The 26,291-nt window shown below is 44.8% G+C and carries 26 protein-coding genes; 20 read left to right on the top strand and 6 right to left on the bottom strand.

All coding sequences use genetic code 11. From position 1 onward, the window contains the following. Positions 1 to 82: 82 nt before the first annotated feature. Both AC3B6P_RS01300 and AC3B6P_RS01295 read left to right on the top strand, forming a co-directional pair. Positions 83 to 1,096, top strand: a complete 1,014-nt coding sequence (locus tag AC3B6P_RS01300) for a flagellin N-terminal helical domain-containing protein (RefSeq protein WP_489804354.1) — start codon at positions 83 to 85, stop codon at positions 1,094 to 1,096. Between the two features lie 129 nt (positions 1,097 to 1,225). Then, positions 1,226 to 2,650, top strand: a complete 1,425-nt coding sequence (locus tag AC3B6P_RS01295; RefSeq protein ID WP_489804353.1) for a tetratricopeptide repeat protein — start codon at positions 1,226 to 1,228, stop codon at positions 2,648 to 2,650. An 87-nt stretch (positions 2,651 to 2,737) separates the two neighbouring features. Here AC3B6P_RS01295 and AC3B6P_RS01290 read toward each other — a convergent pair whose 3' ends face one another. From AC3B6P_RS01290 to flgF, 3 genes are all read right to left on the bottom strand, one after another. Beyond that, on the bottom strand, positions 2,738 to 3,835 hold the full coding sequence (locus tag AC3B6P_RS01290; RefSeq protein ID WP_489804352.1) for a flagellin family protein: 1,098 nt from the start codon (positions 3,833 to 3,835) through the stop codon (positions 2,738 to 2,740). A 35-nt stretch (positions 3,836 to 3,870) separates the two neighbouring features. Continuing rightward, positions 3,871 to 5,610, bottom strand: a complete 1,740-nt coding sequence (locus AC3B6P_RS01285; RefSeq protein WP_489804351.1) for a flagellar hook-associated protein FlgK — start codon at positions 5,608 to 5,610, stop codon at positions 3,871 to 3,873. A 151-nt stretch (positions 5,611 to 5,761) separates the two neighbouring features. Next, positions 5,762 to 6,511, bottom strand: coding sequence for a flagellar basal-body rod protein FlgF (gene flgF / locus AC3B6P_RS01280; RefSeq protein WP_489804350.1), 750 nt, complete (start codon positions 6,509 to 6,511; stop codon positions 5,762 to 5,764). Positions 6,512 to 6,824: 313 nt separating this feature from the next. Between flgF and flgG the strand changes: the two genes are divergently transcribed. From flgG to fliP, 12 genes are all read left to right on the top strand, one after another. After that, positions 6,825 to 7,613, top strand: coding sequence for a flagellar basal-body rod protein FlgG (flgG, locus tag AC3B6P_RS01275; RefSeq protein WP_489804349.1), 789 nt, complete (start codon positions 6,825 to 6,827; stop codon positions 7,611 to 7,613). Between the two features lie 14 nt (positions 7,614 to 7,627). After that, entirely contained in the window at positions 7,628 to 8,647 is a 1,020-nt protein-coding gene (flgA, locus tag AC3B6P_RS01270; protein WP_489804348.1) for a flagellar basal body P-ring formation chaperone FlgA, read from the top strand. 18 nt (positions 8,648 to 8,665) lie between these two features. Continuing rightward, complete coding sequence (flgH, locus tag AC3B6P_RS01265; RefSeq protein WP_489804347.1) at positions 8,666 to 9,394, top strand: flagellar basal body L-ring protein FlgH; 729 nt, start codon at positions 8,666 to 8,668, stop codon at positions 9,392 to 9,394. Between the two features lie 101 nt (positions 9,395 to 9,495). Next, positions 9,496 to 9,963, top strand: coding sequence for a polymer-forming cytoskeletal protein (locus tag AC3B6P_RS01260; protein ID WP_489804346.1), 468 nt, complete (start codon positions 9,496 to 9,498; stop codon positions 9,961 to 9,963). A 121-nt stretch (positions 9,964 to 10,084) separates the two neighbouring features. After that, complete coding sequence (locus AC3B6P_RS01255) at positions 10,085 to 10,681, top strand: MotE family protein (protein ID WP_489804345.1); 597 nt, start codon at positions 10,085 to 10,087, stop codon at positions 10,679 to 10,681. Between the two features lie 56 nt (positions 10,682 to 10,737). Then, positions 10,738 to 11,061, top strand: a complete 324-nt coding sequence (locus tag AC3B6P_RS01250; RefSeq protein WP_489804344.1) for a hypothetical protein — start codon at positions 10,738 to 10,740, stop codon at positions 11,059 to 11,061. Positions 11,062 to 11,276: 215 nt separating this feature from the next. Then, the gene (gene fliF, locus AC3B6P_RS01245) at positions 11,277 to 12,920 is read left to right on the top strand and encodes a flagellar basal-body MS-ring/collar protein FliF (RefSeq protein ID WP_489804343.1); all 1,644 of its coding nucleotides are present in this window, start codon (positions 11,277 to 11,279) and stop codon (positions 12,918 to 12,920) included. Between the two features lie 3 nt (positions 12,921 to 12,923). Then, positions 12,924 to 14,006 (top strand): flagellar motor switch protein FliG, encoded by a 1,083-nt coding sequence (locus AC3B6P_RS01240; RefSeq protein ID WP_489804342.1) that lies wholly within the window; start codon positions 12,924 to 12,926, stop codon positions 14,004 to 14,006. 42 nt (positions 14,007 to 14,048) lie between these two features. Continuing rightward, on the top strand, positions 14,049 to 14,735 hold the full coding sequence (locus AC3B6P_RS01235) for a FliH/SctL family protein (protein ID WP_489804341.1): 687 nt from the start codon (positions 14,049 to 14,051) through the stop codon (positions 14,733 to 14,735). After that, positions 14,735 to 15,130, top strand: a complete 396-nt coding sequence (gene fliN, locus AC3B6P_RS01230; RefSeq protein ID WP_489804340.1) for a flagellar motor switch protein FliN — start codon at positions 14,735 to 14,737, stop codon at positions 15,128 to 15,130. Before AC3B6P_RS01235 ends, fliN begins: the two co-directional genes overlap by 1 nt. 16 nt (positions 15,131 to 15,146) lie before the next feature. Next, the gene (locus AC3B6P_RS01225; protein ID WP_489804339.1) at positions 15,147 to 15,554 is read left to right on the top strand and encodes a hypothetical protein; all 408 of its coding nucleotides are present in this window, start codon (positions 15,147 to 15,149) and stop codon (positions 15,552 to 15,554) included. Positions 15,555 to 15,558: 4 nt separating this feature from the next. Continuing rightward, positions 15,559 to 16,338 (top strand): flagellar type III secretion system pore protein FliP, encoded by a 780-nt coding sequence (gene fliP, locus AC3B6P_RS01220; RefSeq protein WP_489804338.1) that lies wholly within the window; start codon positions 15,559 to 15,561, stop codon positions 16,336 to 16,338. An 8-nt stretch (positions 16,339 to 16,346) separates the two neighbouring features. On the opposite strand, the gene AC3B6P_RS01215 is transcribed toward fliP, so the two are convergent. Further along, positions 16,347 to 17,174, bottom strand: coding sequence for a hypothetical protein (locus tag AC3B6P_RS01215; RefSeq protein ID WP_489804337.1), 828 nt, complete (start codon positions 17,172 to 17,174; stop codon positions 16,347 to 16,349). A 59-nt stretch (positions 17,175 to 17,233) separates the two neighbouring features. Next, positions 17,234 to 19,276: a flagellar biosynthesis protein FlhA gene (flhA, locus tag AC3B6P_RS01210; protein ID WP_489805514.1), complete on the bottom strand. Its 2,043-nt coding sequence runs from the start codon at positions 19,274 to 19,276 to the stop codon at positions 17,234 to 17,236. Between the two features lie 437 nt (positions 19,277 to 19,713). On the opposite strand from flhA, the gene AC3B6P_RS01205 reads away from it, so the two are divergent. From AC3B6P_RS01205 to AC3B6P_RS01195, 3 genes are all read left to right on the top strand, one after another. Then, positions 19,714 to 21,240 (top strand): glycosyltransferase family 9 protein, encoded by a 1,527-nt coding sequence (locus AC3B6P_RS01205; protein ID WP_489804336.1) that lies wholly within the window; start codon positions 19,714 to 19,716, stop codon positions 21,238 to 21,240. A gap of 75 nt (positions 21,241 to 21,315) precedes the next feature. Beyond that, positions 21,316 to 22,221: a glycosyltransferase family 2 protein gene (locus tag AC3B6P_RS01200; RefSeq protein ID WP_489804335.1), complete on the top strand. Its 906-nt coding sequence runs from the start codon at positions 21,316 to 21,318 to the stop codon at positions 22,219 to 22,221. 29 nt (positions 22,222 to 22,250) lie between these two features. Then, the gene (locus AC3B6P_RS01195) at positions 22,251 to 23,174 is read left to right on the top strand and encodes a glycosyltransferase family 2 protein (RefSeq protein WP_489804334.1); all 924 of its coding nucleotides are present in this window, start codon (positions 22,251 to 22,253) and stop codon (positions 23,172 to 23,174) included. Positions 23,175 to 23,185: 11 nt separating this feature from the next. Here AC3B6P_RS01195 and AC3B6P_RS01190 read toward each other — a convergent pair whose 3' ends face one another. Further along, entirely contained in the window at positions 23,186 to 24,031 is an 846-nt protein-coding gene (locus AC3B6P_RS01190; RefSeq protein ID WP_489804333.1) for a lysozyme family protein, read from the bottom strand. A gap of 264 nt (positions 24,032 to 24,295) precedes the next feature. On the opposite strand from AC3B6P_RS01190, the gene AC3B6P_RS01185 reads away from it, so the two are divergent. The 3 genes from AC3B6P_RS01185 to AC3B6P_RS01175 are packed head-to-tail and all read left to right on the top strand — an operon-like array spanning position 24,296 to position 26,285. Further along, positions 24,296 to 25,378, top strand: a complete 1,083-nt coding sequence (locus AC3B6P_RS01185; RefSeq protein WP_489805513.1) for a flagellar basal body P-ring protein FlgI — start codon at positions 24,296 to 24,298, stop codon at positions 25,376 to 25,378. Between the two features lie 34 nt (positions 25,379 to 25,412). Further along, on the top strand, positions 25,413 to 25,748 hold the full coding sequence (locus AC3B6P_RS01180) for a rod-binding protein (RefSeq protein WP_489804332.1): 336 nt from the start codon (positions 25,413 to 25,415) through the stop codon (positions 25,746 to 25,748). Between the two features lie 12 nt (positions 25,749 to 25,760). After that, positions 25,761 to 26,285 (top strand): hypothetical protein, encoded by a 525-nt coding sequence (locus AC3B6P_RS01175; RefSeq protein ID WP_489804331.1) that lies wholly within the window; start codon positions 25,761 to 25,763, stop codon positions 26,283 to 26,285. Positions 26,286 to 26,291 lie beyond the last annotated feature (6 nt).

Genomic DNA, 26,291 nt, shown 5'->3' with positions numbered 1-26,291 from the left:
TAGCCATTTGGCGTTTTATTACTCCTTGTAAAAACGAAGAGCCGAATTGCCGGCTTTGCGTAACGAAAAACAGAGGTTCAAAATGAGCTTATCTATTAACAACAATGCATCCGCCCTTGTGGCTCTTGAAACCCTGAATCAGACACAGGAAAGTCTGAGCGCTGCCCAGAATGCTGTGGCGACAGGTAAAAAAGTTTCTTCAGCAGCTGACAACCCTGCTTCTTATGGTATTTCTTCTCAGATCAATAACGATATTGCCGGCCAGGATGCTGTTAATGATGGCTTGAGCTATGCTTCTGAAATCGTTAGCACGACCCTGAATGCTGCTGACTCCATCGTCAGCACATTAAATGATGTCCGTTCATCTGTTACAGATTATCTTGATCACCTAGGTGACCCAGCTTCTCTTAAATCCATTAATGACAAGCTGACCGGTCTGGCTGGAACGATTAACACAATTGCCCGTAATGCTACGGTTAAAGGTGTGAACCTTCTTGCTATGAGCACATCAGATGGTTATGGCATTACCAGTAATAATCTGACGTTCTTGACAGGTGCACAGGGTGACCTGCAGACCATTTCGGGTGGTGCTGCTTTGGTTGGAGCTACATTTGCAAGTGGTTTTGGTGTTCTTACCGATGCATTAGGGCTGTCAACAATAACGACAATATCTTCATCTACTGCCGCTTCGGGCGGGAACAACGTCACCGTAACCAATACCTCAGCTGGTAGCAATGGTGCAGTTACTTCTTCTTCTGGTGGCCTTCTGACAAATGCTTCTGGTGGAAAAATTGATATTAATAAGATCTCTTCAGACGATGCTCACAATCTGATTAACAAGATTTCGTCTGCGCTTTCAAAAATGACGAGTCTGACCTCCACGTTAGGTGCTAATAAAATTACCATTACGTCAATGACAAACTATGGTAAGAACCTTTCAGACTCTCTGACAGACGCTTCCAGCTCTCTAGTTGATGCTGATATGGCTGCTGAAAGTGCGAAACTGACAGCTCTGCAGACCAAACAGTCTCTGGGCGTTAAAGCACTTACCATTGCGAATGGTCAGTCTCAGAATATTCTCTCACTCTTCCAGTAAGAGCGATAAGTCCAGTCTTCTTTGTAAGGTGGATTTTATTGAAAACGCTGCTACAGTTTGTGGCAGCGTTTTTTCTTTCCAGGAAAAACGTAATTTTATTTTGGATTCATATCAGGAATAAGAGTTGTTATGTCTGATCAGGATAAGACGTCCTATCTCCCTCTTATAAAAAGAGCTATATCTCTTCAAAAAGCGGGGCATATTCAACAGGCTCTTCCTCTTTATGAAGAAGCGCTCAGTATTTCTCCTGACGATGCCATATTGTTGAGCAATTATGGTGCTGCATTATTAAATGAATATCATTTTGACCGTGCCTTACAGGCCTTAGTCCGTGCTCTTGAAATTAATCCCGCTTTGGCTGATGGATGGTCGAACCTTGGAAATCTTTATCAACTTGGTCAGGATTACGGAAATGCCATCAAGGCGTATCAGAGATGTCTTGCGCTTCAGAGCAATCATCCTGAAGCATTAAGTAATTTGGCAATGTGTATCTCGACTTTAGGGCAGTTTGATGTAGCACATCAGCTTTATCGTCTTTCTATAGAATTAGAGCCGAATAATCGGCAAACAAGGCTGAATTATGCAATATCGCTTTTGGCTTCCGGAAATTATATTGAAGGTTTCCAGGAAAATGAGTGGCGCTGGACAAAGGAAGAAAGAAAACAGCTTTTTCCAGAGCGTCCATGGGAAGGGGAAGCCTTAAAAGACAAGACTCTCCTGATTTTAGGGGAAGCTGGTTTTGGCGATATGCTTCAGTTCAGTCGCTTTTTCCCACTGATGAAGAAATACGCTGCTAGATTAATCATAGCTGTTCCTACCGAACTGCTTTCGCTTTTTTCCTTTTCCTTCCCTGATATTACGTTTGTTTCCAAAAAAGACCCTCTTCCAGATTATGATTTTTATGTCCTGATGATGAGTCTTCCCCGTATTTTGGGAACAAAACTGGATACGATACCTTTTTCCGGAGGGTATTTAAGAGCTGATCCCCAAAAATTTTCCTTTTGGCAACAGCGTATAGAGGAAGATAGGGGCCGATTCCTCCAACAGAATGGTTTGCGTGTCGGTCTGGTCTGGTCTGGTTCTTCTCATCCTGAAGAGAAGGTTGCCGCTTTTGCTAATCGCCGTCGGTCGATGGATTTATCTGTTTTAGCGCCTTTGGCAAAAGCAGTACCAACGGCCTTATTTTATAGCTTGCAAATTGGTGATAAGGCGGAGCAGGCTGTAACCCCGCCTGAGTCAATGAAGCTGATTGATTATACAAATGAGTTACATGATTTTTCTGACACAGCTGCACTGATTATGACACTGGATATTGTGGTCTCTGTTGATACATCTACAGCGCATCTGGCAGCCGCTTTGGGAAAACCGGTTCTGTTGCTTTCACGTTTTGACCAATGTTGGCGTTGGCTTTATGGGCGGGTAGACACGCCCTGGTACAAAAGCATGACAATTTATCAGCAGGAAAAGGCGTTTGACTGGTCTCTACCAGTTGAAAGGGTCTGTCACGATTTGCAGGCAAGAGACGCAGACGTATCTTTTCGGAAAGAAGAATAATCCATTTCCAGCATACCATAAAATATTTGAGGAAAAACTACCAGTTCTCCTCAAATATTTCAAATATATAAAACAATATCTAAATAATTAGATATAATTAGCCAAAGAGAGATCTTTGAGTTTACTAACCAACGTAAAAGAAACTTGGAGTTGAGAGCGTAAATTATCATATTTAAGTGCAAGGGCTGATGGATCAGCGCTGATATTGTCGCTCATATAATCAGCTAGAGCCATACCAACACTTTTTAAGGTGCCTTGCTGGCTTTTCAGGGCATTCTCATCTGATCCAGTGGCCGCTTCCACGTCACTCATTGTGTCAGAAGTTGCTTTTGTGGAGACCTGTACTTTTTGGACAAGCTCAAAAACGCCAGGATCCGTCATTTTATGATCGCCTAAAGCCGAAATCAGCATCATATCACGCATTAAATCTCTGACGGGAGAGCCTGTGCTCGTATCGGTTGCTTCTGAGTCTCCTTCTGTTGCAACAAATCCCGCCGTCCATGTTTGGTCATTATCGCCAATGACAATATTTTTGCGCTCTTTATGAGCATCTGGAGCTGATACGGACAGGGTAGGATCGAAAACAGCCATAGGCGGTGTGTTATCAGCAGCCGCAGCCGTTGCCTGTTTGAAAACATCTGATGCTGAAAGTTTCCCGGCCAGCATGTCAGAAACAAGGTCATTAATTTTATGGGCCAGAGGGCTGTCTTTAATATCTCCTTTGTCAGGAATTGGTCTTTGGCGACCATCCCCAGCGGCAAAGACATATCCGCCAGAATTATCCATTGTATTAAGGGCCTGTTTTAAGGTCATCAGGTCAGAAGCCGCAGTGGCAGAACTTCCTCCAGATGAAAAGCCTCCCTGATCTTCTACGGCAAGCATATTCATCGCCGTTTTATACATATTTTGGGCAAGATCAGTTATCTGCTTTAAGCCTTTTGAACTAATATCCAATCGATTGAGCATGGAGCTGATATTGCTGAGATAAGCATTATTTTCATCCATTTTAGGACTGAGCTGCAAGGCGATATATCTATTATCGCCTAGTCCTTCTATGGTCGAAGAAGTCGTTCCACTGCCAATCTGCCATGAAATCGAGGCTTGACTTTGCTCATTATTTTTAATGCTTTGTGACAAAATGAAATTTGTACTGTTAGCACCATAACGACCGATGGACATGGACATAAGCTTCTTCCTTTTCGGACTCTCTTACTAGGAATTTATACGGCATTAATGAGAGCGTTAAACATATTCTGAACAGCTGAAACGACTTTGGCATTGGCAGAATATGAATTTTGCAGTGTGACGATCATGGCCATCTGGTTATTAATATTGACCCCCGAAACAGAGTTAACCTGAGTAGTCAAATTTGTCTGTATGGAAGTTTCAGAAGAAAGTCCCGTTTTGGCGCCATTAATGACCTGTGCCTGCGTTGAAGTCATATCAGTCGCTAGCTGATCAAGACTTTCTGTCCCTGGATAACCTGTCGTAAAGGAGCCATCCGGCCCAAGGGAATCTGTAGGAGCCGCCAGGCTTCCTGAGACATCTTCAATATTGTTGCTGAAAGTTTTGTTCAGCACATTATTGATTGTTGTTATGTCTCCAGTATTACCAGCAGCATTTGTCGTAACTAAGGCTGGGTTTGCAGCATAATCAGGATTAACTTCAAGCTGTGAAGCCAGATCAATCATATCAATATTGGCACCATTGATTTTCCCGGTGGAATCGATGGTAACGCCTGCTTGTCCGCTAGATGCAGGATCTGTTGCCTTATTGACAATAACGAATTTTGTTCCAGTTAGATCGCCAGGTTCAGCTTTTAGATAATGACCACCATTAACGGTCAGAACTTTGCCATCTGCTCCTAGGACATTATTATTAGTGTCGAGTTTAACGCTGTTGGAGCCAGCGTTCATACCAGCTCGGGCAAGAGGGGTAAAGAGAGGCATTCCCGCAGCATCAAAACGGTTAATTAATGTAGAGGCAAAAGAATCAAGTTGAGCCTGCATTTTAGGATAGGTCTGATCCCGCAGTGTAATATTGGCACCTAATTGACCGCTGGTCAGATGGGAGGTGATATCTTTCCCATTGAGCATAATGCCGGGAATGCCACCATTTGTACCATCATTACTATAATACATATTAGGGGAGATAGCTGCCTTTTGGGTTGATAGAGGCCAGTCGGAAGTTGGTACGATATGACTATTGTCAGGCAAGCCGATCTGGTCAGGACGCGTCGGTAGCTGCGCACCATCTTCTGTTGTGACAATCATATCCCCATTGGCTTTTTCGGTAAAAGAAACGCCCAATTTGTCTGAAAGATCGTTCATATAACCAAGGCGCTGATTTTCCAGATCAGAAGTATCATCTCCCGAGGCCTTTGCAACCATAATTTTCTTGGAAAGAGAGCCAATTGTTGTCAGGTCTGTATTGATTCCAGGCATGGCGACGACAATAGCATCCTGGGCGTTCTGACGTTGTGTTTGATAGGTTGAAGCCATCGTGTTGATATTGCTGACAAGCATACGGGCATTTGAGATGACATCATATTGCGTGCTCCCATTTGTAGGGGCATTCGTCACGCTGACCAGGCTTGTTTTCAATTTGCCGAGATAATTTGACAGGGTACCCATGGTATCGGAGTTGCCATCACCATTTGCGCCAGTTGTGCCCTGAAGCATGGCGACATTACTCAGGGAGGCATACATCGCTGATTGATTACTGACCTTGCCATTCTGGGTATAAAGCGCAGCCATAAGCGCTGGTGAGTATGACAGACTATTATGACCGACTTTAACGCCGATATTACCGCCATTGACGACGACGGATAATATATTGGAACTTTCCAGGACATATCCGTCAGTGGAGGCATTTGAAACATTTTTGGAGACGGTATCGAGCTGTGCTTCGACTCCCTGAAGCCCACTTGTAGCAATATTAAGTGCGATGCCGAGGCCCATTAGAATTCTCCAAAAAATTTTCTGTTTTCAAATTATAAGTTTACCACAGAAATGTGGCAGTCTCTTCTCTAGGAATATTTATCTGCTTTATCTAATAAGCAGATATTACAAAAAGGTTAAATTTAGGGGCTTTTTGTAATGGATTCCCAGCTTAAACCGAGGTCTCAGAAGTGATCTTGTCAATGGCATTCAGCCGGCGTGTAAAGTCTTTTTGTAGAAGCTGGAAATTGAGGTCATATTCACGTTGGATCCTGACCAGCTCCGTAGTTTCCCTTACGGCATTTACATTACTTTCTTCCAGCATTCCCTGACGTATTTCTTTTGTTGGCATGTCATGTGTCGGGGTCGTCGGACGGAGAAGGTGATCTCCTTCATTTTTTAGACTGTTATCATCATCAACCCTGACAAGGTTAATAACACCGACAAGTCCTCTATCAGTAGAGATCGTGCCATCAGAAGCGATTGAGAGAGGCAGTGGAATATCTTGTGGGCTAAGGACAATAGGCATTTTCTGGTCATCCAGGAGGGGATTTCCTGCTGAATCAACAATTGTTCCATCATTGGTTTGCTGGAATTTGCCGTCGCGTGTGAGACGGATTCCTTTCGAGGTTTTTACAGTAAAATAGCCCTGGCCGTTGATGGCCAGATCAAGAGGATTTCCCGTAGTTTTGAGCTCACCTTGCATGGTATTGAGATACGTGGCTTTATCCTGACTGTAATGTAGCCTCTTATCAGCCCCAAGTCCGACTTTGCCATGCTGGGTGGAAATATAGTCTGAAAACAAAATGTTGGAGGCTTTAAAGCCGTCAGTGCTTGCATTTGCCAGGTTGTTGGCCGTCACATCAAGTGAGCGTGTCAGGGCATCAATATGAGAAAGGGCTAGGTAACTGGTCGTATCCACAATATGTCTCCAAGCAGAGCGCTATTCCTCTTTGATTCCAGAGAATTGTTTTTTTATTTACAAATTTTGTAAAAAAAAGACAATGAAAGCCGGTGAGATTTTATCTCAATATTTTTATATCATTTTTGCCTGTGTCTTAAATTATACGAAAAACAACTTGCATAACGTTTTCTTAATTCGTAGTTTATAAGGCAAACATGGTCTATGTAAGATGACGGCCTGCCCGGAATGGTAGGGTCTTGTCCGCGTTAATTGTGAGTCTTCTGAAATAGTCGTGCTTTAATAGGCAATGAGCTTTTGAGGGGAATTATTCATGCTTCGGTCTCTTGAAATTGCTGCGACAGGCATGCAGGCCCAGACGACGAATGTTGACACGATCTCCCATAATATGGCGAACATGACGACAACTGGTTATAAAAGGCGTCGTGCTGAATTTCAGGATCTGATTTATCAGGACCTGCGTCGTGTGGGAACCATGAGCTCTGATACAGGCTATCGTGTGCCCGCAGGCGCGCAGGTTGGTCTCGGTGTCAGGACGGCTGCTATTTACCGGATTAATGAACAAGGCCCATTGATTCAGACCAATAATACCTTGGACCTGGCCATTGAAGGGCGTGGATATTTCCGCGTTCTCTTGCCGTCAGGTGAATATGCCTATACGCGCGATGGGACGTTTTCTATGTCTGAAGACGGAAATATCGTGACAGCAGATGGTTATCCCTTGGTCCCTAATATCGCGATTCCTAATAACGCTGAGAATATAACAGTCGATCAGTCAGGACAGGTCCAATATACCATTCAGGGGCAGCCTGATGCCCAGGTTGCCGGACAGATGCAGTTGACGACATTTCAGAACGAGAATGGTCTTGCTGCTATGGGGCAAAACCTTTTGACCCAGACAACATCATCTGGTGACCCAATTAACGGTAATCCCCAGAGTGTGGGTTTTGGTGCTATCCGTCAGGGATATACTGAAGAATCTGCCGTGAATGCTGTTACCGAGATTACAGATCTGATTACGGCACAGCGTGCATATGAGATGAATAGTAAGACAATTACCGCATCAGATGAGATGCTACAGACATTAACGAATTTACGTTAATTGTAAGGAATTTGATGCTTGCGGTCAGGCATAATGTCAAAATAGCATTGTTTTTCTTTGTTATTTCGGTGTTTTCTGTCCTTCATATAAGCCCTGCTTGGGCAGCAACCTTGCGTTCTGCCGGGGAAATTTCGGGTGATCAGGTTTCCCTTTCTGATCTCTTTGATGGACTGGAACCAGGGCAGGACCGTGTTATCGGGCCGGCACCGCCTCCTGGGAAAACTATCCAGATCGGGGGGTATCAGCTCATTGCAATTGCAGATCAATATGGCGTTGAGTGGGAGGATCAGTCTTCTACGGCGTCTCTGGTTCTGAAACGGGCTGGCCATGTTCTTGGACGGGAATATTTTGCAGATCTTGTCAGAAAAAATATTTCCCTTGACGAAACGCAGAGTGGTTTTGTTGTCGATATAGAGAGTTTTAAGCCGATTACAGTGGACGTCAGAGAGCAGAATCCTGTCAGTCTGTCGGATATTGATTGGGATAAAAAAACAGGTAAATTTTCAGCGACAGCTTATTTGGCACATCCAACTGGAGATAAGTCGATTGATTCTTTTGTCGTAAGAGGATCGATCAAGGTCCGGCAACCTATTGTTGTCTATAATGCGTCGCATCCGGCAGGATATGTCATTCAGAATGGCGATATGCACGTGGAGTCAGATTATTCAGGAAAGATGCCCCTTTCTTCTCAGGCTTTACCGGATCCAGATAACATTGTTGGCATGTCACTTTCTCACGCGGTTTCCGCTGGTGAACCAATATTAATAACAGACTTGCGTCATGTGACACTTGTTCATCAGGGGGATCCTGTGCTGATTACCTTTAATAGCCCGGGTATCAGGTTGACAGCTACAGGTCGTGCTCTGGAAGATGGGGGAAGTGGGCAATTTGTCCATGCTTTGAATTTGGGGAGTAAAATGATCGTTCAGGGAAAGGTCATGGCTTCAGGTGAAATTCGTGTGGATGCGTCCTCGACGGCTATTCCTGCCAACTCAAAGGAAGGCAAACGGTTTCGTACGCCTTTCTTGCAATAAAGAGTAATGGTGGTAGCCATGCCCAAATATCGTAAATTGTCTCCTCAATGGCTGGTGCTTCCTTTAATGGCCCTTTCAGCATGTGCGGCACCGAGCAATTTGAGTGAGTTGGGGCATCCTCCTCGTATGACTTCAACATCGGACCCGACATTAGCGCCCGATTATCGTCCGGTAACCATGCCCATGCCTCCGCTTCAGGCGCCTCCCAGTGAGGCAGGAAGTCTGTGGCGCCCTGGTAGTCGCGCCTTTTTTAAGGATCAGAGGGCTTCACAAGCGGGAGATTTGTTGACAATTAAGGTTGAAGTTGCAGATACGGCGAACATGACAGACAATACTGGGGCATCTGGAAGCGGGGGAGAGAATTTCGGCGTTCCAAGCTTCTTTGGATTGAAAAGCCCGGTCATCGGAAATAACCTTCTACAGACCTCAAGTTCGAGCAATACCTCAGGAACTGGCAGTATTCGGCGGAATGAGACGGTAACGCTGACACTGGGCGGTGTCATTACGCAGGTTTTACCAAACGGAAATTTTGTCGTAGTAGCGCGGCAGGAGGTCAGGGTGAACGGGGAGCTACGTCAGATTACAGTCAGTGGCGTTGTCCGTCCTCAGGATATTTCAGAAGATAATGTTGTCACACATGACCGTATTGCGGAAGCGCGTATTTCTTATGGTGGGCGTGGTCAGCTCTCACGTTATCAGGATGCACGTTATGGGCAGCAAGCCTTGGATCAGGTCCTGCCCTTCTGAATGGGGTGGTATTTCTCCTGGGATTATTTATCTTAAATTAATTTTTCAATAAAAGTGACAGTAATCCAGAACATAGATTGCTTGAAGGTGGAATGTAGTTAATGGACAGTGGAAAACTGGTTGAGGGTTTTATTCCTGAAGGTCTTGTTGTTAGCAATCTACATGGAGAAGCCGGTGGTATTTTGACGATCTCTGGTGTGGTGGAACGCTCTGACATCAGGGTGAAAAAGCTGATTATCTCATCGTCAGGTAAAGTAAGAAATGGCTCGGTTGAAGCGGAGCATGTTATCATAGAAGGGTGTGCCACCGGGGTGCTGTTTCGTACTGCCCGCCTTCAGGTTTTTGAAAAAGCTCTCATTTCGGACTGTGTGATTGTGATGAAGGATGCTACAGGTTTTTCCATGCATGAAGGAGCGTGTTTTGAAGGTGATATTAAACTAACTACCAGCAGACAGGAGAATTTTTCCTTAATTCAGCCTGACAATATCACCGAAGGTTTTTCTTCAATGGGGAGGACAGCTCATATTGAGCATGCAGAAATTGAAGCGGATATCCCGTTAGGGGATTAAGCAATCTTATGTGTTTATGTTTATTTCAAGGTATAGGTTGTTTATGAGAGGTGGAAATAAGAATAACAGGTCTATTTCGACTTCATCTGGAAGAGGCAGAACATCTATAGCTCTTTTGATATTGTCCGTTAATCTTCTGTTATTCTTGCAGAAAGTTCAGGCAGAGGAAAATCCTTCATCTGAGGGAAAAACCGCAAATATTCTTAAAGAAAAACCAGTTATAAATGATTCCTCTCTCGCTCCACGTTCAATGGAAGAGATTTTGGAGCAGAAGCGTATTTTGGAATCTGCACGGCAGGCATTGGAACTGAAGTTCAGGTCTCTTAACAGGTCTGCCGCAGGGGAAGATGGTGCAAGCGATCAAAAGGTTGATCAGGTTGCAGTAGCACGGCTTATCAGTATATATGAGAATATGAGTCCGCGGGAAGCGGCAGCTGTTTTTGATGTCATGGACCCACATGTCCTGGTGGCGATTTCCGCCAGAATGAATACGCGGAAGCTCTCAGCTATTATGGCTCAAATGTCGCGGGAGCGAGTGAATATGGTTTCGCAATATCTTGTCGGGGTCAGGCGATTTCACCAGAATGCTTCTCTGAATTTGCCGGGTTTGAATAATGGGTTGTCTGATAAAACCCTTCCTCTTCTGAATAACAATCTTTATGATTCGGACCATAAGTCAAAATCACAGGCGGCGCCTCTGATGCCGTCTCGTCAATAATGTTCTGATAAGATGGGAGCGTTGTTTTGATTAAAGTGCATATAATCAAAGGAATAGTGCTTTCTTTCTTTCTGACAGGTTTTCTTTCAGGATGTACAGCTGATTACCTTGCCCGGAAAGTAACAGGTCGGGAATGTAGTGCAGGTTACGTGGCAGAAGGAGATGATTGGTGTTTGCCCGTGACGCGGACACCGCCCCCGCAGCCTTATTGTACGCAAAGCTGGAATGGAACAGATTGTTGGGCGCGCCCTGATCAGATGCCTAATGTAGCGCATGAGGTTTATGAGGGGCCTCGTGGGTTAACGCAGGACCAGAATGCAAAAAGGTTAAATATGCCTGTGGAGAAAATACCACCGACTAGCCAGTTCCTGCCACCATAGCTTTCGAAGAAAGGCTTAACCTTTTATCCATATTATATTATATGAAAGCTCTGTTCCATGAGCGTGTTTTTTTCAACCATAAGGTTAAAAGAAATTTTTTGCTATTTTAGTAAGATAGAGGCAGAATAAAGGCAGAGTCAGGGCATAATATTTTTTGGTTAATGTTTCTCAAAAGACGCCAGTAATTTTGTTAATAGTGAGTAGATATCCGCTTTATGCAGAAGATATTAGCAGGCCTTAAAGGCCTTGGGCGTACAAAACTTGTCGCACTGGGTGTGGTTGCTGCGTTTCTTCTGACAGCGCTCGGGGCTTTGGTTTTTTACAGTGGCTCAGGTCGGATGAGCCTCCTTTATGGTGGTGTTGACCTTAATGAAGCTGCCGAAATGGTGGATGATTTAGGCAAGAATCATATTAAGGCCCAAACAAGCCCAGATGGTCGTACGATCTATGTTCCGCATGATAAAGTGGCAGAGGCCAGACTAGCTCTGGCTAAATCCGGTCTGCCTAGTGGTGGGGCTGTTGGGTATGAGCTTTTTGACAAAAATGGTACACTGACGAGCACGCAATTTGAACAAGGGGTCAATGAAACCCGAGCGATGGAAGGAGAGCTGGAGCGTTCCATCAAACTTGTTCATGGTGTTCGCAATGTACGTGTTCACCTGGTTCTGCCTCGTCGTGATCTTTTTTCAACCCAGACTAATCCTGCGCAGGCAAGCGTAATCCTTGATGTCGGGCGGATTGGTGCTGTCTCACCTAGCGCGATAGCGGCGATTCAGAATCTTGTTGCTGCTGCGGTTCCGGGGCTTCAGGCTCATGGAATTTCCATTATTGATACGAGAGGGGAACTTCTTGCCAGGCCTGGTGACCCAGATAGTATGGCGGAGCAGGAATCTACGCTTGAAAAACAGCGTCATTCAGAAGAGCAGCGTTTGGCCCAGGCTGTAGAAGATATTCTGACTCCGACCCTAGGGATGGGGCACGTGCGTGCTCGTGCCGCTGTTACAATGAATACGGATACAATTCGTGAAACAGAAGAAAGCTATGATCCAGATCAGCAGGTTTTAAGGTCTCAGACAACAAGTACGGATAAAAGTGTTAATACAGAGGCCAGTCAGGACGCATCTGTTAATAATAATCTGCCGAATGCGAATGCGGGGCAGGATAACCGGAGTGGCTCAACCGATGATCGTGTTGAAGAGACCAATAACTACGAAATAGGCAAGAGAGTCCGCGTTATTGACCAGAGACGTCCCCGTATTTCACGTATCAGTCTGGCCGTTATGGTCGATGGGACCTTTGTAGCAAATAAAAAAGGGAAACCCATTTGGCAGCCTCTGGATGACAAGGAAGTTCAGAGAATTACAACCTTAGTCCAGACCGTCATTGGCTATGACAAGGAACGCGGAGACCAGGTCAATGTTGTCTCCATGCCTTTCAAGATGGAAAGTACGGGGCCAGCGCGTGAAATTCCACCATATCTGAAGAAAGATGTGGTTATTAATTTTGTAGAATGGACACTACCAATTGTCCTTCTTGTCGTGGCGTGCCTCTTCTTCATCAAGCCTCTGGAACGGCGTCTGAAACGTATTATTAATAAAATCAGGCGTGTTAAAGGTGAGGCTGCCGCCGAGGGGGCTGGATCTCTTGATGATAAGAGCAGGATAGCGGCCAATCTTGCTGCTGGAATTGAGGGAGTCGGAGGTGTTATTTCAGGTGTGCAGAGCAAACTGCCTCCAACCCTTCTGGATACTGTTTTCGATAAGATTGAGAATAATCCCGATGAGGCTATTTATATTATAAGGAGTTGGCTGCTCCAGCCAGATCCCAATCAAAATACAGGCCCCAACAGGAAAGGGTAAGGCATGATTGAGCAACAGGGAGGGGAAGGTAATAATAAAGGAGTAGGTCCTCTTAATAGATCAGGTTTGCAAAAGAATGTAGCTCCTCTGACGGGTAAGCAGAAAGCAGCTATTCTGATGCTCTCTATAGGGCGTGAACGTTCTGCACAGATTTTGCGGTCTTTGCAGGAAGATGAGGTACGTGAGCTTTCAATAGCCATGTCCTCTCTTGGGCCGGTAAGTGTTGATGCCGCTGAGTCTGTCTGTTCCGATTTTGCCAGTGGAATGGGTATTTCAGATGGCCTTGTCGGCTCTTACAAAACGACAGAAGAATATCTGAAAAAAGCGCTGCCTGCTAACCTTGTTGCGAAAATTCTTGACGAAATTCGTGGGCCAACCGGTCAGAGCGTCTGGGCGAAAATGACCAATATGCCAGAGACGGCTCTTGCCAATTATCTGCGTAATGAACAGCCTCAGACAGTGGCTGTGATATTGAGTTATATTTCTCCAGCTCATGTAGCGCGCGTTTTGAGTCTCTTTCCTGAAGATTTCACGATAGATGTCATTATGCGTATGCTTCATACAACGCCTGTCAGTCGTGACGTCCTGACCAGTTTGGAAGATACACTTCAGCGCGAATTAATTACGGCATTTGGGCGTTCCAGCAAGCGGAATAGTTATGCCTTTGTTGCGGAAGTTTATAATAACTTTGATAAGAGAACAGAGACGACCTTGACAGACCTTCTGGGAGAAAGAAGCCTGGAAGACATGGAAAAAGTGAACAAACTCAAATTTACATTTGATGATGTTAAACGGCTGTCTTCGGATGATATGATGCGCGTTATGGCTGCCATTAATAAAAATGGTGAATTGCGTGCGAAACTGCCAATGGCCCTCAAAGGAGCTAACCCCAATACGCGTAAACTGTTCCTCGCCTGTATGTCGAGACGTGCCGGAGCGATCTTGTTGGATGAAGTTACCAATCTGGGAGCTGTCCGTATGAAAGATGCAGAGGCAGCACAGACAGAAATTATCGCCCTCATCAAAGATATGTCTAATAATGGCGAGGTTGATCTTGCTCCTGTTTCTGATGAGCTTATTGAGTAATTGAGATACGGTCTGTGAAATTATCTTACAGGATCAGATAAGATGATCTCTTTTATAGAACAGTTGGAGGATTTTGGTCTTCCTTTCTCACAGAAAGAAGAGGGACTGGAGAAACACTCTGGGGCACTTTCTGAAGAGAATGAGCTTCTCAAGCCGGAAGTTGTTGACACGTCCGTCCATTTGCAGCCTGAAGAGCTTGAAGCTCTCAAGAAACAGGCCTTTGAAGAAGGTTGTCAGAAAGGCAGGGAAGAGGCTCATGAGGCCTTGCTTTCACAAATGACAGAGAGCCTCAATGACTCTTTTTCTTTTCTGGAGAAGGAAGAGCAGCAGCGCCGTGAGGTGCTGATGCAATTTGTCCAGGAAATTTTCAAAATCGTCTGTGACATTATCAGCGGGCAGATTTCAGAGAAGGATTTTATCCAGCGGAAATTCGGTCAGGATATTCTTTCTTTTGCTCAAGAGGGTTTGCGGGAGTCAGAAGGTGACATTGTTGTCTCATGTGCAGAAAGTGAAGAAGAGGTTTTAAAAAACACTCTTGGGCAGCATGCAGGAATTATCATAAAAAGTGACCCAGACTGTAATCAGGGGTGTGTAAGGATTTTATCATCACGTAACGAGCTGAAGCTTGATCGTGTAGAGTGGCAGAATAAGGTGCGTGAACAGATAAAATCTGCGATAGATCATATGACGGATTCTAACCGCCAGCAAGAAAGACAGGAAAAAGCATAATGGCAGAGACTGAAAATACAGAAAACCAGAAGGATTCGTCTTTGAATTCGGAGCAGCCTGCACAAAAGCCACAGGAGACAAGCCAGAAAGCTCCTCCTTTGCCTCCATCAGTGCCTTCAACAGAAGCCGTATTTACCCAGGATGATGAAAGGGAAGCCATTTTTGATGTTCCGGTTAAAATTACGGCTGTTGTCGGGGATGTTAAAATGCCTGTACGTGATCTCGTCCGGCTTGGTCGTGGGGCTGTGGTTTCTCTGAATAAGAAATTAGGTTCAGCGATCGATATTTACGCTAATGGGCGTCTTATAGCGCGTGGAGAGATTACGATTATTGAAGATGATAATATTGCCGTTACCATGACGGATATTATCTCTTCTCCCATAGACGAGGCTTAAGAAGAGTAACAGGACGATGCTGGGGAATGAAACAGGACTTTCCGGTCACATGTCTGGTGGCCTGACAGGTTTTCATATGAATGCCCTGTTTGCCCTGATAATTGTTCTTGCCATTATGCTGGGGGCTCTTTTTTTAGTTGATCGTCTGAAAAAATTCATGCCCCGTTTTCTTAATAAGCGTCTCCCTTCCAAGGGGGCTCTTTCCATCTGTGATGTCGTTCAGCTTGATTCAAAAAGAAAACTTGTTTCTGTATCTGTCGAAAGTCATGGAGGGAATAAGGCCCTGGCAATCCTCCTGATTGGAGGGGGCAGTGACATCTGTGTTGGCTGGATGGATGAGGTTGGTTCTTCTCCTCAAGCCACAGACCAAACGAGCTATGTTGTTGACAGTCAGAAGGCTGAAAAGAATGTGCCGAATGCCTAGAATAATGTCTTCAAAACGTTTTAGACTGTCATGTGCGGCTGTTTCTGCTCTTATAGGGATCGTCGGGCTCTTATGTCTTTGTACTCACCCTGTTCTGGCGCAATCTGTAACATTTGACATGGGAAAAGGGGGCGGTATTGGAGAGGCGGGGACAACAAGTCGCCTTGTGCAGCTTACGGCACTGATTACTGTTCTTTCTCTGGCTCCAAGTCTTCTGGTAATGGTGACAGCCTTTACCCGTATTATCGTCACACTTTCATTATTACGCAGTGCTTTGGGCGCGCAGGGGACACCCCCAAATATGGTCCTGATTGCTTTGGCACTGATTTTATCTTTATTTGTTATGCAGCCAACCCTTCAACAATCCTGGTCCCAAGGGATTGAGCCTTTGATGAATGGTCAGGTTGAAGAAATGGAGGGGCTGAAGGCGACTGCCGAGCCTTTCCGTACCTTTATGGTAAAAAATGCACGGCCCAGAGATGTCGAAGTTTTTTATCACCTTTCCAATGTCAAGCCTGCCAGTTCAGCAGAGAAGATTCCCTGGCGCGTCATCATTCCAGCTTTTATGGTAGGTGAACTTAGTCGAGGGTTTGAGATCGGCTTTTTGATTTACCTGCCTTTTCTGATTATCGACCTTGTCACATCAAGTGTTTTGATGAGTCTGGGCATGATGATGCTTCCCCCGGCAACGATTTCCCTGCCCTTTAAATTGATCTTTTTTGTGCTGGTCGATGGGTTTCAAATGGTTTCTGGAGGTTTGGTCCGTAGTTTTGGAGGGGGATGATTGCCCCCTTATTGACCGGGTAAAATCAGGAGGCGTCTTGCCAGGATTTGTGGAGTTAATGGGGCAAATCCTGCACCGATATGAGAGGAATAGCTTCCGTAAGTCAGCCTTAACCCGCAAGCTGCCGCAGAAATAACGCCTCCAATACGGCCAGACTGTTCAAGACGGCTGGCCATCATGGATTGGGCATCATGTTCTCTAAAGGCGGCAGCGATGTCGGAAGATTCCTCAGGGTCCATCCCGGCAGGAATGACCAGGGAAAGATCTGCCTGTGTTCTTTCGACGATTTCCAGCATTTCAGACATGCCTAATGTGGAATAGATACAGACTCCTGGCAGATCAACCAGGATAATACGCCTTTCCTTATCTTCTATTTCTGGCATAAGGCCCTGATAGGCTTGTATGAGTTCGACATTATAGCCTTGCAGAATAGAGGCCAGCTTTACATAACTTCCCGGGTTTTTGTCACAGGCTAAAACTACAGGCTTTTTGATGCGGCCTTCAGATTGCTGAGCTTGCAGGGCATAGCGGGCTGCTAGTTTCGCAAGGGTTAGGGTCTTACCAGAGCCAGAAGCCCCCCCTAGAGCCATTGGTTTTCCAAAAGAGAGGGGCAGACGGCCGAATGTAATCATTCGGCTAAGTCCTTCTGCGATTGTGCCACCGGACATGGCTTTCACTAAAGGACGTGGAATTGAATGCCATAAGAGGACATCTGTTACACTGAAGCTGGGGAGAGGAAGAGAGGCTTCTTTGGCTTTTGACGTGCGGCGCCGACGTGTCGTGCTTTTTGTCTGGTCTGACGAGCGCGATCTCCTCGGTTTTGCTTGTTCTGTCATGGCGTGTTCTTCCTGTCAGTTAGGCGTTTTAACGCGCCTTCATGTCTTATAATAGCAAGTTATGTAATCGTGGCGACAGTCCGGATGCGTGTGCGGGGATAAATTTCTGCCTGAGACATGACAGCGATGGAAGGTCTTACCCGGTCAACAATCATTCTGACACAGTCTCTTGTTGAAGAAGTTGTGACAATTACAGGAAGCTCACCCAGACTAGCGGTCTTCTCAAAGGCCTGACGCATGGATGTTACAAATTGGTCCAGCATATTGGGAGGCATGGCGACGGTTCTTTCATCTCCCTGACCTACAGTATTGTTAAGAAGTTTACTTTCCCATTCAGGAGATAGCGTAATCATGGAAATACATCCCGAAGGCCCGACATAGCTATTGCTGATCTGACGGGAAAGCCTAACTCTCACATGAGCTGTAAGGGCGCGTATTCCTTTGGAAACAAGGGCACTGCCTTCCTGAATGCTTTCAAGAATTGTAGGCAGATCCCGGATGGAAATCCTTTCCTGAAGCAAGGCTTGAAGGACGCGCTGTATCGTACTGAGACTGACCTGAGACGGGATCAGGTCATTGACAAGTTTCTGCTGCTCGGCGGGAAGATCATCCAGAAGTTCCTGTGTTGCAGAATAGCTAAGCAATTCCCCAAGGTTCTGACTGATTGTTTCCGTTAGATGTGTGATAATAACCGTAACAGGATCGACAACTGTATAGCCCGATTGACTTGCCTTGGTTTTAAGGTCTGGCGTAATCCAGATGGCCGGGAGATTAAAAGAAGGTTCTGTTGTTAACTCGCCCTGTAAGGCATTGGCGGGGTTAAAGCCTTCAGGACAGATAGCGAGAAGCAGATTGGGCTTTACTTCGCCTGAGGCAATTTCAATTTCTTTCAGCTTTATGACATACTGATTCACACCAAGGCTGATATTATCCTGTATCCTGACCGATGGTGTAATAAATCCCATATCAGCAGCCATTTTTCGGCGTAACGCTCTGATCTGTCCCGTAATATGGGCGTCATCTTCACTAGCAAGGGAAAGCAGGCCAAAGCCAATTTCCAGCCGTAACAGATCGACACGGAGTAATTCTGTGATAGGCTGAGTGGTAGGTTGTGGGGCGGCCTGTGAAATTTCGTCACCATCATGATCTGTGATAATTGGTGATTTATGGCGCCACCAGGAGCCTGCGGCTGCAAGGACAGCGATCAGAAGAAATGGTGCGGCAGGCAGTCCTGGCAAACAGGCAAAAATAGTCGCCAAAGAAGCAGCAATTGCCAAAGGTTTGGGATGTCCCCCTAATTGCCGGAATAAGGTGACGTCAGCCGTTCCCTCTGTGCCCCCCTTGGTGACGACGATACCAGCAGCGAGAGAAACAAGCAGGGCAGGGATCTGCGAGACCAAACCGTCACCAATTGTCAGGGTTGTAAAGGTCTGAACTGCATCTCCGACTGGCATATGATGGCGCATGACGCCAATTGTCAGGCCACCGACGATATTGATTGCAGTAATGATGATACCAGCGATTGCGTCATTACGTACGAATTTTGCAGCTCCATCCATTGCCCCGTAAAAGGAACTCTCATCTTCCAGTTCCTTGCGTTTCAAACGGGCGGCGCGTTCATTTATGGCGCCAGAAGCAAGGTCCGCGTCAATGGCCATTTGCTTGCCCGGCATGGCGTCAAGGAAGAAACGGGCAGAGACTTCGGCAATACGGCCTGAACCCTTGGTAATCACCATGAAATTGACGACCAGGAGAATGCAGAACACAATTCCCCCGATTACAACGTCATTTCCCATAAGGAAGCCGCCAAAGGAGGCAACAACATGCCCTGCCGCATATGCCCCCTGATTGCCGTGGCTCAAAATAAGACGCGTCGTGGCGACTTCAAGTGAAAGCCTGAACATCGTCGTGAGGAGGAGAAGTGTTGGAAAAGAGGTGAAGTCAAGTGGCTTTTCAAGAAAGAGAGCCACCATGAGAATAAGGACCGACGATGTAATTGACAGTGAGAGACCGACATCAAGGATAAAAGTCGGGAGTGGTATGATCAGGATGGCAATGAGTAGAATGACGCCCACTGCCAGCAAAAGATCGGTCCCGGGCATACTTGATTTGAGATCAAATCCCCCCGTCTCTTTTTTTCCAAGAAGAGCAACGATCTGTCTGAACCTATGCAGACCAGAGGCAATCTTTGCTGTGACGTTAGACGAGCTGGCAGGACTGGCAGAAGAATTTTGCGCTGTCGGTTTGGTGGGCGTCACCAGGTTAGTCCCCCAGAATCATGGCCTGATAAACATATAGAGCTTTTTAGCGTAAGAAAGGCGAAAAGTATATGTTTCATTTACGCTTTCTTCAGGTTCAGGAAAGCAAATATTTTTCCTCTGTTAAATAAGTGATATTTAGGTTAATTCTATCGCCTATAGTCCCTGCCCTGTAATTGAAGAGCTGTTATGGCGAGGCTGGAGCATAAAGAACGATGAAAAAGTTCAATAAAAAAAGTTTAAAAAAAATAAACAGTAAAAACAAACTGATAAATTTGTTTATGCCTTTTTTGAAGAAGGGCGATACCATAACGACTGTACAGATAGCTGTTGAAACAGGGCTTGAGAAAAAAGATCCGGTTCTTTTGCTGGCAGCAGCCCAGATTGTATCAACTTATACAGCGGCTGTTGAGGTGGCTGTCACTCTTTATGAAAAAGCAATTTTATGCTTCCCTGACGCTGGGAATAACCGTGAACTGGCTTTACTCAAGGCAGAAATGGAGATTGAACTTGCAGGGCAGTTAATGCTTGCTGGACAGGAAAAAGAGGCGTTATCGCTTTATACAAAAATTGCCCAGACTTATGACGAACTTAAGGTGAAGGTTGGTGAAAATCTCCAACAGAATCTTTTGCAGGTGGGGCACCTTGAACTGGCTTTGAAGATTTCCAAAGTCTGGCTTTCCGAAGGAAAAGTTTCAGCGGCATTTTATGCAGGAATAGGAAATACTCTGAGGATGTTAAACCGTTCTCTAGAAGCGCTTCCATACCATAGAGAAGGTTTAAAGCTGGAGCCTGGCAACCGGGTCACTACGTTCCATTATGGTCTTAGTTTATTAAAAGCCGGGTTTTATAAAGAGGGTTTTAAATATTTTGCGGACCACGAGAGCTTTGCTGTAGATCCTTCTTCTTGGTATATTACAGATGTTCCGTTTCTGACACCTGATACCGAAATTGAGGGAAAACATATCCTTTTTTTTCAGGAGCAGGGATTGGGTGATACGCTTGAGTTCAGTCGTTTTATCCCGCAGTTTTTAAAGCGCGGTGCGAAAGTGACGCTGGCTGTTCCCAAGACTCTTCAGCGTCTTATGGCCCTAAGTTTCCCGGAAGTGGAAGTGCTGTGTGATATTGAGTTGGGGAAGGAGGCGCCCAATAAATATCAGTTTGATTATGCGTATCCAATTCCAGATATCCCTTATATTTGTAAGGTAGAAAGCCCCGCAGATGTTTCTGTCCCTGTTCCTTATCTCAAGGCTGATGAAAAAGATATTGAACGATTTGCAAAACTGATTTCGGAGATTCTTCCTGCCCGCCCCTCATCACAGCCAAGGCCATTGCGTGTCGGAATTGTCTGGGGCGGTGACAGGCGCCAGAAAGCTGCAGACGTTTCCTCTGATAGACGGCGTTCAACCAATTTCAAGGAAATGATTACGGCTTTACTACCTGTTAAAGCTGATATTTTCAATCTACAATTTGGTGTGAAACGCCAGGAACTGGCTCTCAAAGAGGGTCTGCCGCAGCCTATTTATGATCTTATGGATCAAATTTATGATATGGCAGATACGGCAGCTTTTATGGAAAATCTTGATCTTGTAATTTCAGTCGATACGTCTCCTTTGCACCTTTCAGCAGCACTTGGGCGGCCAACCTGGCTTGTAAATCGCTGGGATTCCTGCTGGAGGTGGGGAGATACTGGTGATAAATCAGCCTGGTACCCAACAGTCAGGATTTTCAGAGCGCAGGAAAGGTCTTTTGTCCCTGTTCTGAATGAAGTTGGTGAGGCTTTAAGAATGTTAGTGTCTTTGCATTAAGGCAATTTATTTGTTGATTTTTCGTAATATTAGTTAAAATATATTTAATGCTTCGTAAGATTGGATAGATAAATAATGACAGAAGTTCATAAAGTTGCAGTTATTGTAAGAACAAAAAATCGCCCTCTCTTTTTAAAAAGGGCAATATTCGAATCTATTATTCCTCAGACATTTCAGGATTATCGCGTCTATATCATCAATGATGGTGGTGATCTTGAAGATATTAAAAAGATAGAGAATTCTATTCCTGCTGATTTTTCTGCAAAATTTGTTTTTGTACATCTACCTTTTTCATTGGGGAGGGGAGGAGCCTTGGCTGCAGGTATTAGTCATACGTCGGAAAAATACCTTCATATTCATGATGATAGTGATAGCCTAGAGTCGGATTTTTATGAAAAAACGGTTGCATATCTTGAAGAAGATACGAAAGAGATATTTTCTGGGGTAAAAACGAGTAATTATGATGTATACGAGCATGTAGAAAATAATAATATAATCAATGAATTTAAGTCTAATGAGTTTGGAGTTGAGATTGAACCGATAAAAGATTATATTCAATTATTATCTCATATGACTATAGTTGTTCCTATAACATTATTATTTAGGCGGCGGTGTATAATTGATGTTGGTACATCAGATGCAAGAAAGAATTTTGGTGAGGATAAAGATCTATTTATAAGATTGATGCAATGGGGTGAAATTGGCGTTATAAAAGATCTATTATGTTCATATCATCATAATAATAAGGGCAAGAATAATCCTGAAGAGAGAAAAAACTCATATGATCAGATTATTATGGAACGAAATAATATTATAAGGGAGGCTCTCAATACAGGTAATATGGCAAAATTATTTCAAGTTAATGTTTGGAGGAACTTTAATCTGGAGCAAGGACAATACGCTCCCGTATATGAACAGATAAGGATTTTGAAGGAGAGCTGTGATGCGGTGACCAAGAGTATAAGATCATTTTTAGACTAAGAAATATATTTTAATTTGGAGCTATAGGTATGTCAAAAAAAGTCGGTATTATTCTTAGGACTAAAGATAGGAAGTTATTTTTTGCAAGGGCAATACAGTCTATTATAGCCCAAACTTATAAGTATTACCATGTTTATGTAATTAATGATGGTGGAGACAATAGATGTATTGAGGAGGTTTTGAATGAATTATCATCAAGCGATAGAGAAAGATTCTCCGTAATAAATCTTCCGACTTCTACAAAAAGAGGTGGGGCACTTGCTATTGGTATAAATAGTACATCTGAAAAGTACATTCATATACATGACGATGATGATACGCTTGAGCCTGAATTCCTTGAAAAAACAGTATCTTATCTTGAAAATGATCCAGAGAAGATTTTTTCAGCCGTAATGACGAGCAATTATGATGTTTATGAAGAAGTCGTTGATCAGGAAATTATAGAGATAAATAAAACTGATCAGTATGGCAAAAGGGATAATGGTGTATATGACTACGGACTTTTTCTGGCACATAATTCAACAATAATACCTATTGCACTCCTTATAAGGAGAGAGGCTATAAGGCTTGTAGGTTCTGTGAATCCGAATATGGAATATGTTGAAGATAATGAATTTTTCCTAAGATTATTACAATATGGTGATATAGCTATTATCGGTGAGTTATTATGTGCTTATCATTGGAAGGCATCATCAAAGAATAAAGAAAAATTTGTCGGATTTAGTCAAGAAGAATGCGGATATTCGCATATTATATATAAAAATAATGTTATCAGAGAAGCGATTTCCGGGAAAGGGACACTTAGGGTATTACAGGCTGAGGCATTAAAGGATAAAGCGGTTTCTGATTATCACAGGACTCATATGATGCTGGAACTGTCTAATTTAAATAATTCTTTCCTGAATATGGTTAACATCTTTTATGATTTTATAAATAAGGTCAATAATAAATAATAGTCATGCTGCTAATAAGCCGAAGGTTGGGGCATGGTTGTTGTCATTCTGACGGGGGAAGCGCGGTATGAAGCCAAGGTCCTTCCGGTTGGCCCGCTATTTGCAAAGCGGCCATGCGGCGATGAAGGAGAAAACTCCGAAAAGTTCTGGTAGCCGCCCTTGAATGGTCTGAAATAATGTTTCACAGGTTGGGAAGAAGGTTGTTGCATGGACGGAGCAGAAGAAGTCTGATGCGATGAAGCAAAAAGGGGAGAGCGGCCTGTATGGAGAGGCTGGCTGTTCTGCCTCCCATCCTGCGGAATGGACCATTCTTCAATCACGCGCCAGAGGTAAGGTTCTCCGATGCCGGGAGTCTGGGAGTGATAGGCTGCTGCAGCCCGGGGCCAGCTACCTTTTTGATCGTACATTTGTTTGAGAAACTGCCCAGCATATAAGGCATTACTATAGGGGTCGAACGCAGCTTCCAATGACGGAAAGGCCTCAGGATGGTGCATGATATTGACCTGCAGACAGCCAACATCAATGGATTTGATCCCTTGATTCTGGAAGGCTTTAACAGCGGCGACGGCTTCCTGAAGGGAGTTGTAATGATAGCCGGCCCCTTCGGCATTAATAGTCCAGGGCCACGCCGATAAAGTGCCTTCCCCATTAGGGCGCCCCGTTTCCACCCTGCTCATAGCGGCCAGAAAACCATCAGGGAGGTGGAGTGCTCTCTCTACCTGTGCCGTAGCTGTAATGCAGCGCAGTGATTCAGGGGACTCAGCCCAGCTATTGGAAAATAGCATAGTCACAAGAAAGGATGTGGTGAGTCCGACTCTTGAGAATAGAGTGACTTTTTCTGAGTGAAGACGAAACATGTCCGTACTATATCGTGTTTCAGGCGATTTGTACGATAATTCTTCCTGTTTTTTATTTCAATAAAGGAATATGCTTATTAACGAGAAGAAAGATCATTAAGGTGTCTTTCTGAAAAAATTCTGATAAGGTCTCTTTTATTGGGAGAGAGTCTGTACTTCATGAATGCCATTTACCTTCAGAGAAAACATTTGAGACCTTCTATTTTACGTGTAAGTAAAGGAATTATGGTTTTGAAGGGTCTGAAACTTTGCCCTGTTTTTTTGATGTTGATAGGGTTTGTCCTTACAGCTTCGACAGCGTGGGCAGGGTCAGTTCGCGTCAAGGATATTGTTGATTATGAAGGGGTCCGCGATAATCAGCTTGTCGGGTATGGGCTGGTTGTGGGGCTGAATGGCACCGGGGACCGACTGACCAATACATTATTTACGCGTGAAACTCTTATAGGCATGCTGAACAGGCTTGGGGTTAATATCCGTGATAAAGCCATTCAGCTACAGACTCATGATACTGCTGCCGTGATGGTTACAGCAACGCTTCCGCCCTTTTCTCATGGTGGAAGCCGGATAGATGTTGCTGTTTCAGCTGTGGGTGACGCTCAGAGCTTGACAGGTGGAAATCTGATTGTCACTCCTTTGCAGGCTGCTGACGGTGACGTTTATGCTGTTGCGCAGGGAGCATTGGTTACAAATGCCTTTACTGCGCAGGGAGCTGGTGGGCAGGCGACGCAGAATGTACCAACCAGTGCCCATATATCAAATGGTGCTGTTGTTGAGCGTGAAGTGCCGGTGCAATTAGGCAGAGGAGGGGTGATCCATCTCGCCTTGAAGAATCCGAATTTTACGACGGCAAACCGTATTGCGGACGTGATAAACCGTCATATCAGCCGTGGGATTGCTCGTGTTGAAGACCCACGCACGGTGGCTGTTAATCTGCAAGGTCGGGATGTTTCCGAGACTCTTTATAAGATCGGGGATTTGACGATTACGCCTGACACAATGGCAAAAGTCATTGTTGATGAAGCTGATGGGACAATCGTGATGGGGGATAATGTTCGTATTACGACTGTCGCTATTGCTCAGGGGAATCTGACCATTCAGGTTAATAATAACCCACAGGTCGTACAGCCAAATGCTTTTGGTGGTGGGCAGACGGCAATTGTGCCACAGACTGATATTAACGTGAATACAGATAGTGATAAAAGGATGGCGATCGTGCAAGGTGGGCCATCGCTTGCAAGCCTTGTGACGGGGATGAATGCCTTAGGGGTCGGGCCTCGTGATATGATTGGTATCTTGCAGGCCATTAAGGCCGATGGCGCCTTGCAGGCAGATTTGGAAGTAAGATAATCATCTTTATTGTAATAAGAACAGGACGGTTTACGTGACAGCTTCTTCTATTCCCCCACTGACTGCGCCTCCTATGCACCAGTTGCCTTTAAAGCAGCCATCTGTAAAACCCGGGCAAACAGAGGAATCACTTAGAAAGACGGCCCAAGATTTTGAAGCTGTAACATTGGGGGAAATGTTACAGCCCATGTTTGAAACGGTTGACACTTCTAAAGGGCCATTTGGGGGAGGTGAAGCTGAAGAGCAGTTCCGCTCCTTGCAGGTTCTCGAGATGGGGAAACAGATCGCCCAAAGTGGGGGAATAGGCATTGCCCAGCAGGTTTATAAGGCCATGCAAAGAATGCAGGATCGTAGTTCTTCCCAATCATGATGAGGGGGTATCGTGAAAAATTTCTCAGATTTCAGAAAATTGGTTCGTGATAAGGCACATCAATGGACGTCCGGGAATGGTCAGGAAGCTGCTAAAGATTCAGCAATAAGGGTAGGATCTTCTGGGCAGGAAGAAGGTTCTCCTGAAAATGCGCTTTTGAAGGCTTTTGAAGAGGCATGCAGCATCATAGAGCAGGAAAATCTCTTATTGCAGAATGATGCTCCTATGGAGGCAATGGGGTTATTGCCTCGGAAAACTGCTGCTATTGAAAATCTTCATACGCTGATAGAGAATGTCCAGAATTGGGAAAACAAGCCAGAGATATTGCCGGAATCTCTGAAGGAAGTGCAGAACCGCTTTAACGACGTGATAAAGCGGAATAGCGATCTCCTGGAGAATTCTCTCCATACACAATCGGTTGTTATGAAAATTCTGGCTGATGTTGCGGCCAAAGATGCACAACAAAGTTATAATCAGACGGGTACAATGGTTATGGATAAATCAAAAATGCTCGGCTCTTTTAATAATAAAATATAATAATTT

Source organism: Aristophania sp. ESL1142 (assembly GCF_058107345.1).
Note: the sequence above shows the minus strand (reverse complement) of the source record. Positions and strands in the feature narration are given on the sequence as shown.

Bases quoted from the DNA above. Each gene is read 5' to 3' on its own strand.
- AC3B6P_RS01300 (WP_489804354.1), top strand. From the start codon at position 83: ATGAGCTTATCTATTAACAACAATGCATCCGCCCTTGTGGCTCTTGAA.
- AC3B6P_RS01295 (WP_489804353.1), top strand. From the start codon at position 1,226: ATGTCTGATCAGGATAAGACGTCCTATCTCCCTCTTATAAAAAGAGCT.
- AC3B6P_RS01290 (WP_489804352.1), bottom strand. From the start codon at position 3,835: ATGTCCATGTCCATCGGTCGTTATGGTGCTAACAGTACAAATTTCATT.
- AC3B6P_RS01285 (WP_489804351.1), bottom strand. From the start codon at position 5,610: ATGGGCCTCGGCATCGCACTTAATATTGCTACAAGTGGGCTTCAGGGA.
- flgG (WP_489804349.1), top strand. From the start codon at position 6,825: ATGCTTCGGTCTCTTGAAATTGCTGCGACAGGCATGCAGGCCCAGACG.
- flgA (WP_489804348.1), top strand. From the start codon at position 7,628: ATGCTTGCGGTCAGGCATAATGTCAAAATAGCATTGTTTTTCTTTGTT.
- flgH (WP_489804347.1), top strand. From the start codon at position 8,666: ATGCCCAAATATCGTAAATTGTCTCCTCAATGGCTGGTGCTTCCTTTA.
- AC3B6P_RS01260 (WP_489804346.1), top strand. From the start codon at position 9,496: ATGGACAGTGGAAAACTGGTTGAGGGTTTTATTCCTGAAGGTCTTGTT.
- fliF (WP_489804343.1), top strand. From the start codon at position 11,277: ATGCAGAAGATATTAGCAGGCCTTAAAGGCCTTGGGCGTACAAAACTT.
- AC3B6P_RS01240 (WP_489804342.1), top strand. From the start codon at position 12,924: ATGATTGAGCAACAGGGAGGGGAAGGTAATAATAAAGGAGTAGGTCCT.
- AC3B6P_RS01235 (WP_489804341.1), top strand. From the start codon at position 14,049: ATGATCTCTTTTATAGAACAGTTGGAGGATTTTGGTCTTCCTTTCTCA.
- fliN (WP_489804340.1), top strand. From the start codon at position 14,735: ATGGCAGAGACTGAAAATACAGAAAACCAGAAGGATTCGTCTTTGAAT.
- AC3B6P_RS01225 (WP_489804339.1), top strand. From the start codon at position 15,147: ATGCTGGGGAATGAAACAGGACTTTCCGGTCACATGTCTGGTGGCCTG.
- fliP (WP_489804338.1), top strand. From the start codon at position 15,559: ATGTCTTCAAAACGTTTTAGACTGTCATGTGCGGCTGTTTCTGCTCTT.
- AC3B6P_RS01215 (WP_489804337.1), bottom strand. From the start codon at position 17,174: ATGACAGAACAAGCAAAACCGAGGAGATCGCGCTCGTCAGACCAGACA.
- flhA (WP_489805514.1), bottom strand. From the start codon at position 19,276: ATGCCCGGGACCGATCTTTTGCTGGCAGTGGGCGTCATTCTACTCATT.
- AC3B6P_RS01205 (WP_489804336.1), top strand. From the start codon at position 19,714: ATGCCTTTTTTGAAGAAGGGCGATACCATAACGACTGTACAGATAGCT.
- AC3B6P_RS01200 (WP_489804335.1), top strand. From the start codon at position 21,316: ATGACAGAAGTTCATAAAGTTGCAGTTATTGTAAGAACAAAAAATCGC.
- AC3B6P_RS01195 (WP_489804334.1), top strand. From the start codon at position 22,251: ATGTCAAAAAAAGTCGGTATTATTCTTAGGACTAAAGATAGGAAGTTA.
- AC3B6P_RS01190 (WP_489804333.1), bottom strand. From the start codon at position 24,031: ATGTTTCGTCTTCACTCAGAAAAAGTCACTCTATTCTCAAGAGTCGGA.
- AC3B6P_RS01185 (WP_489805513.1), top strand. From the start codon at position 24,296: ATGTTGATAGGGTTTGTCCTTACAGCTTCGACAGCGTGGGCAGGGTCA.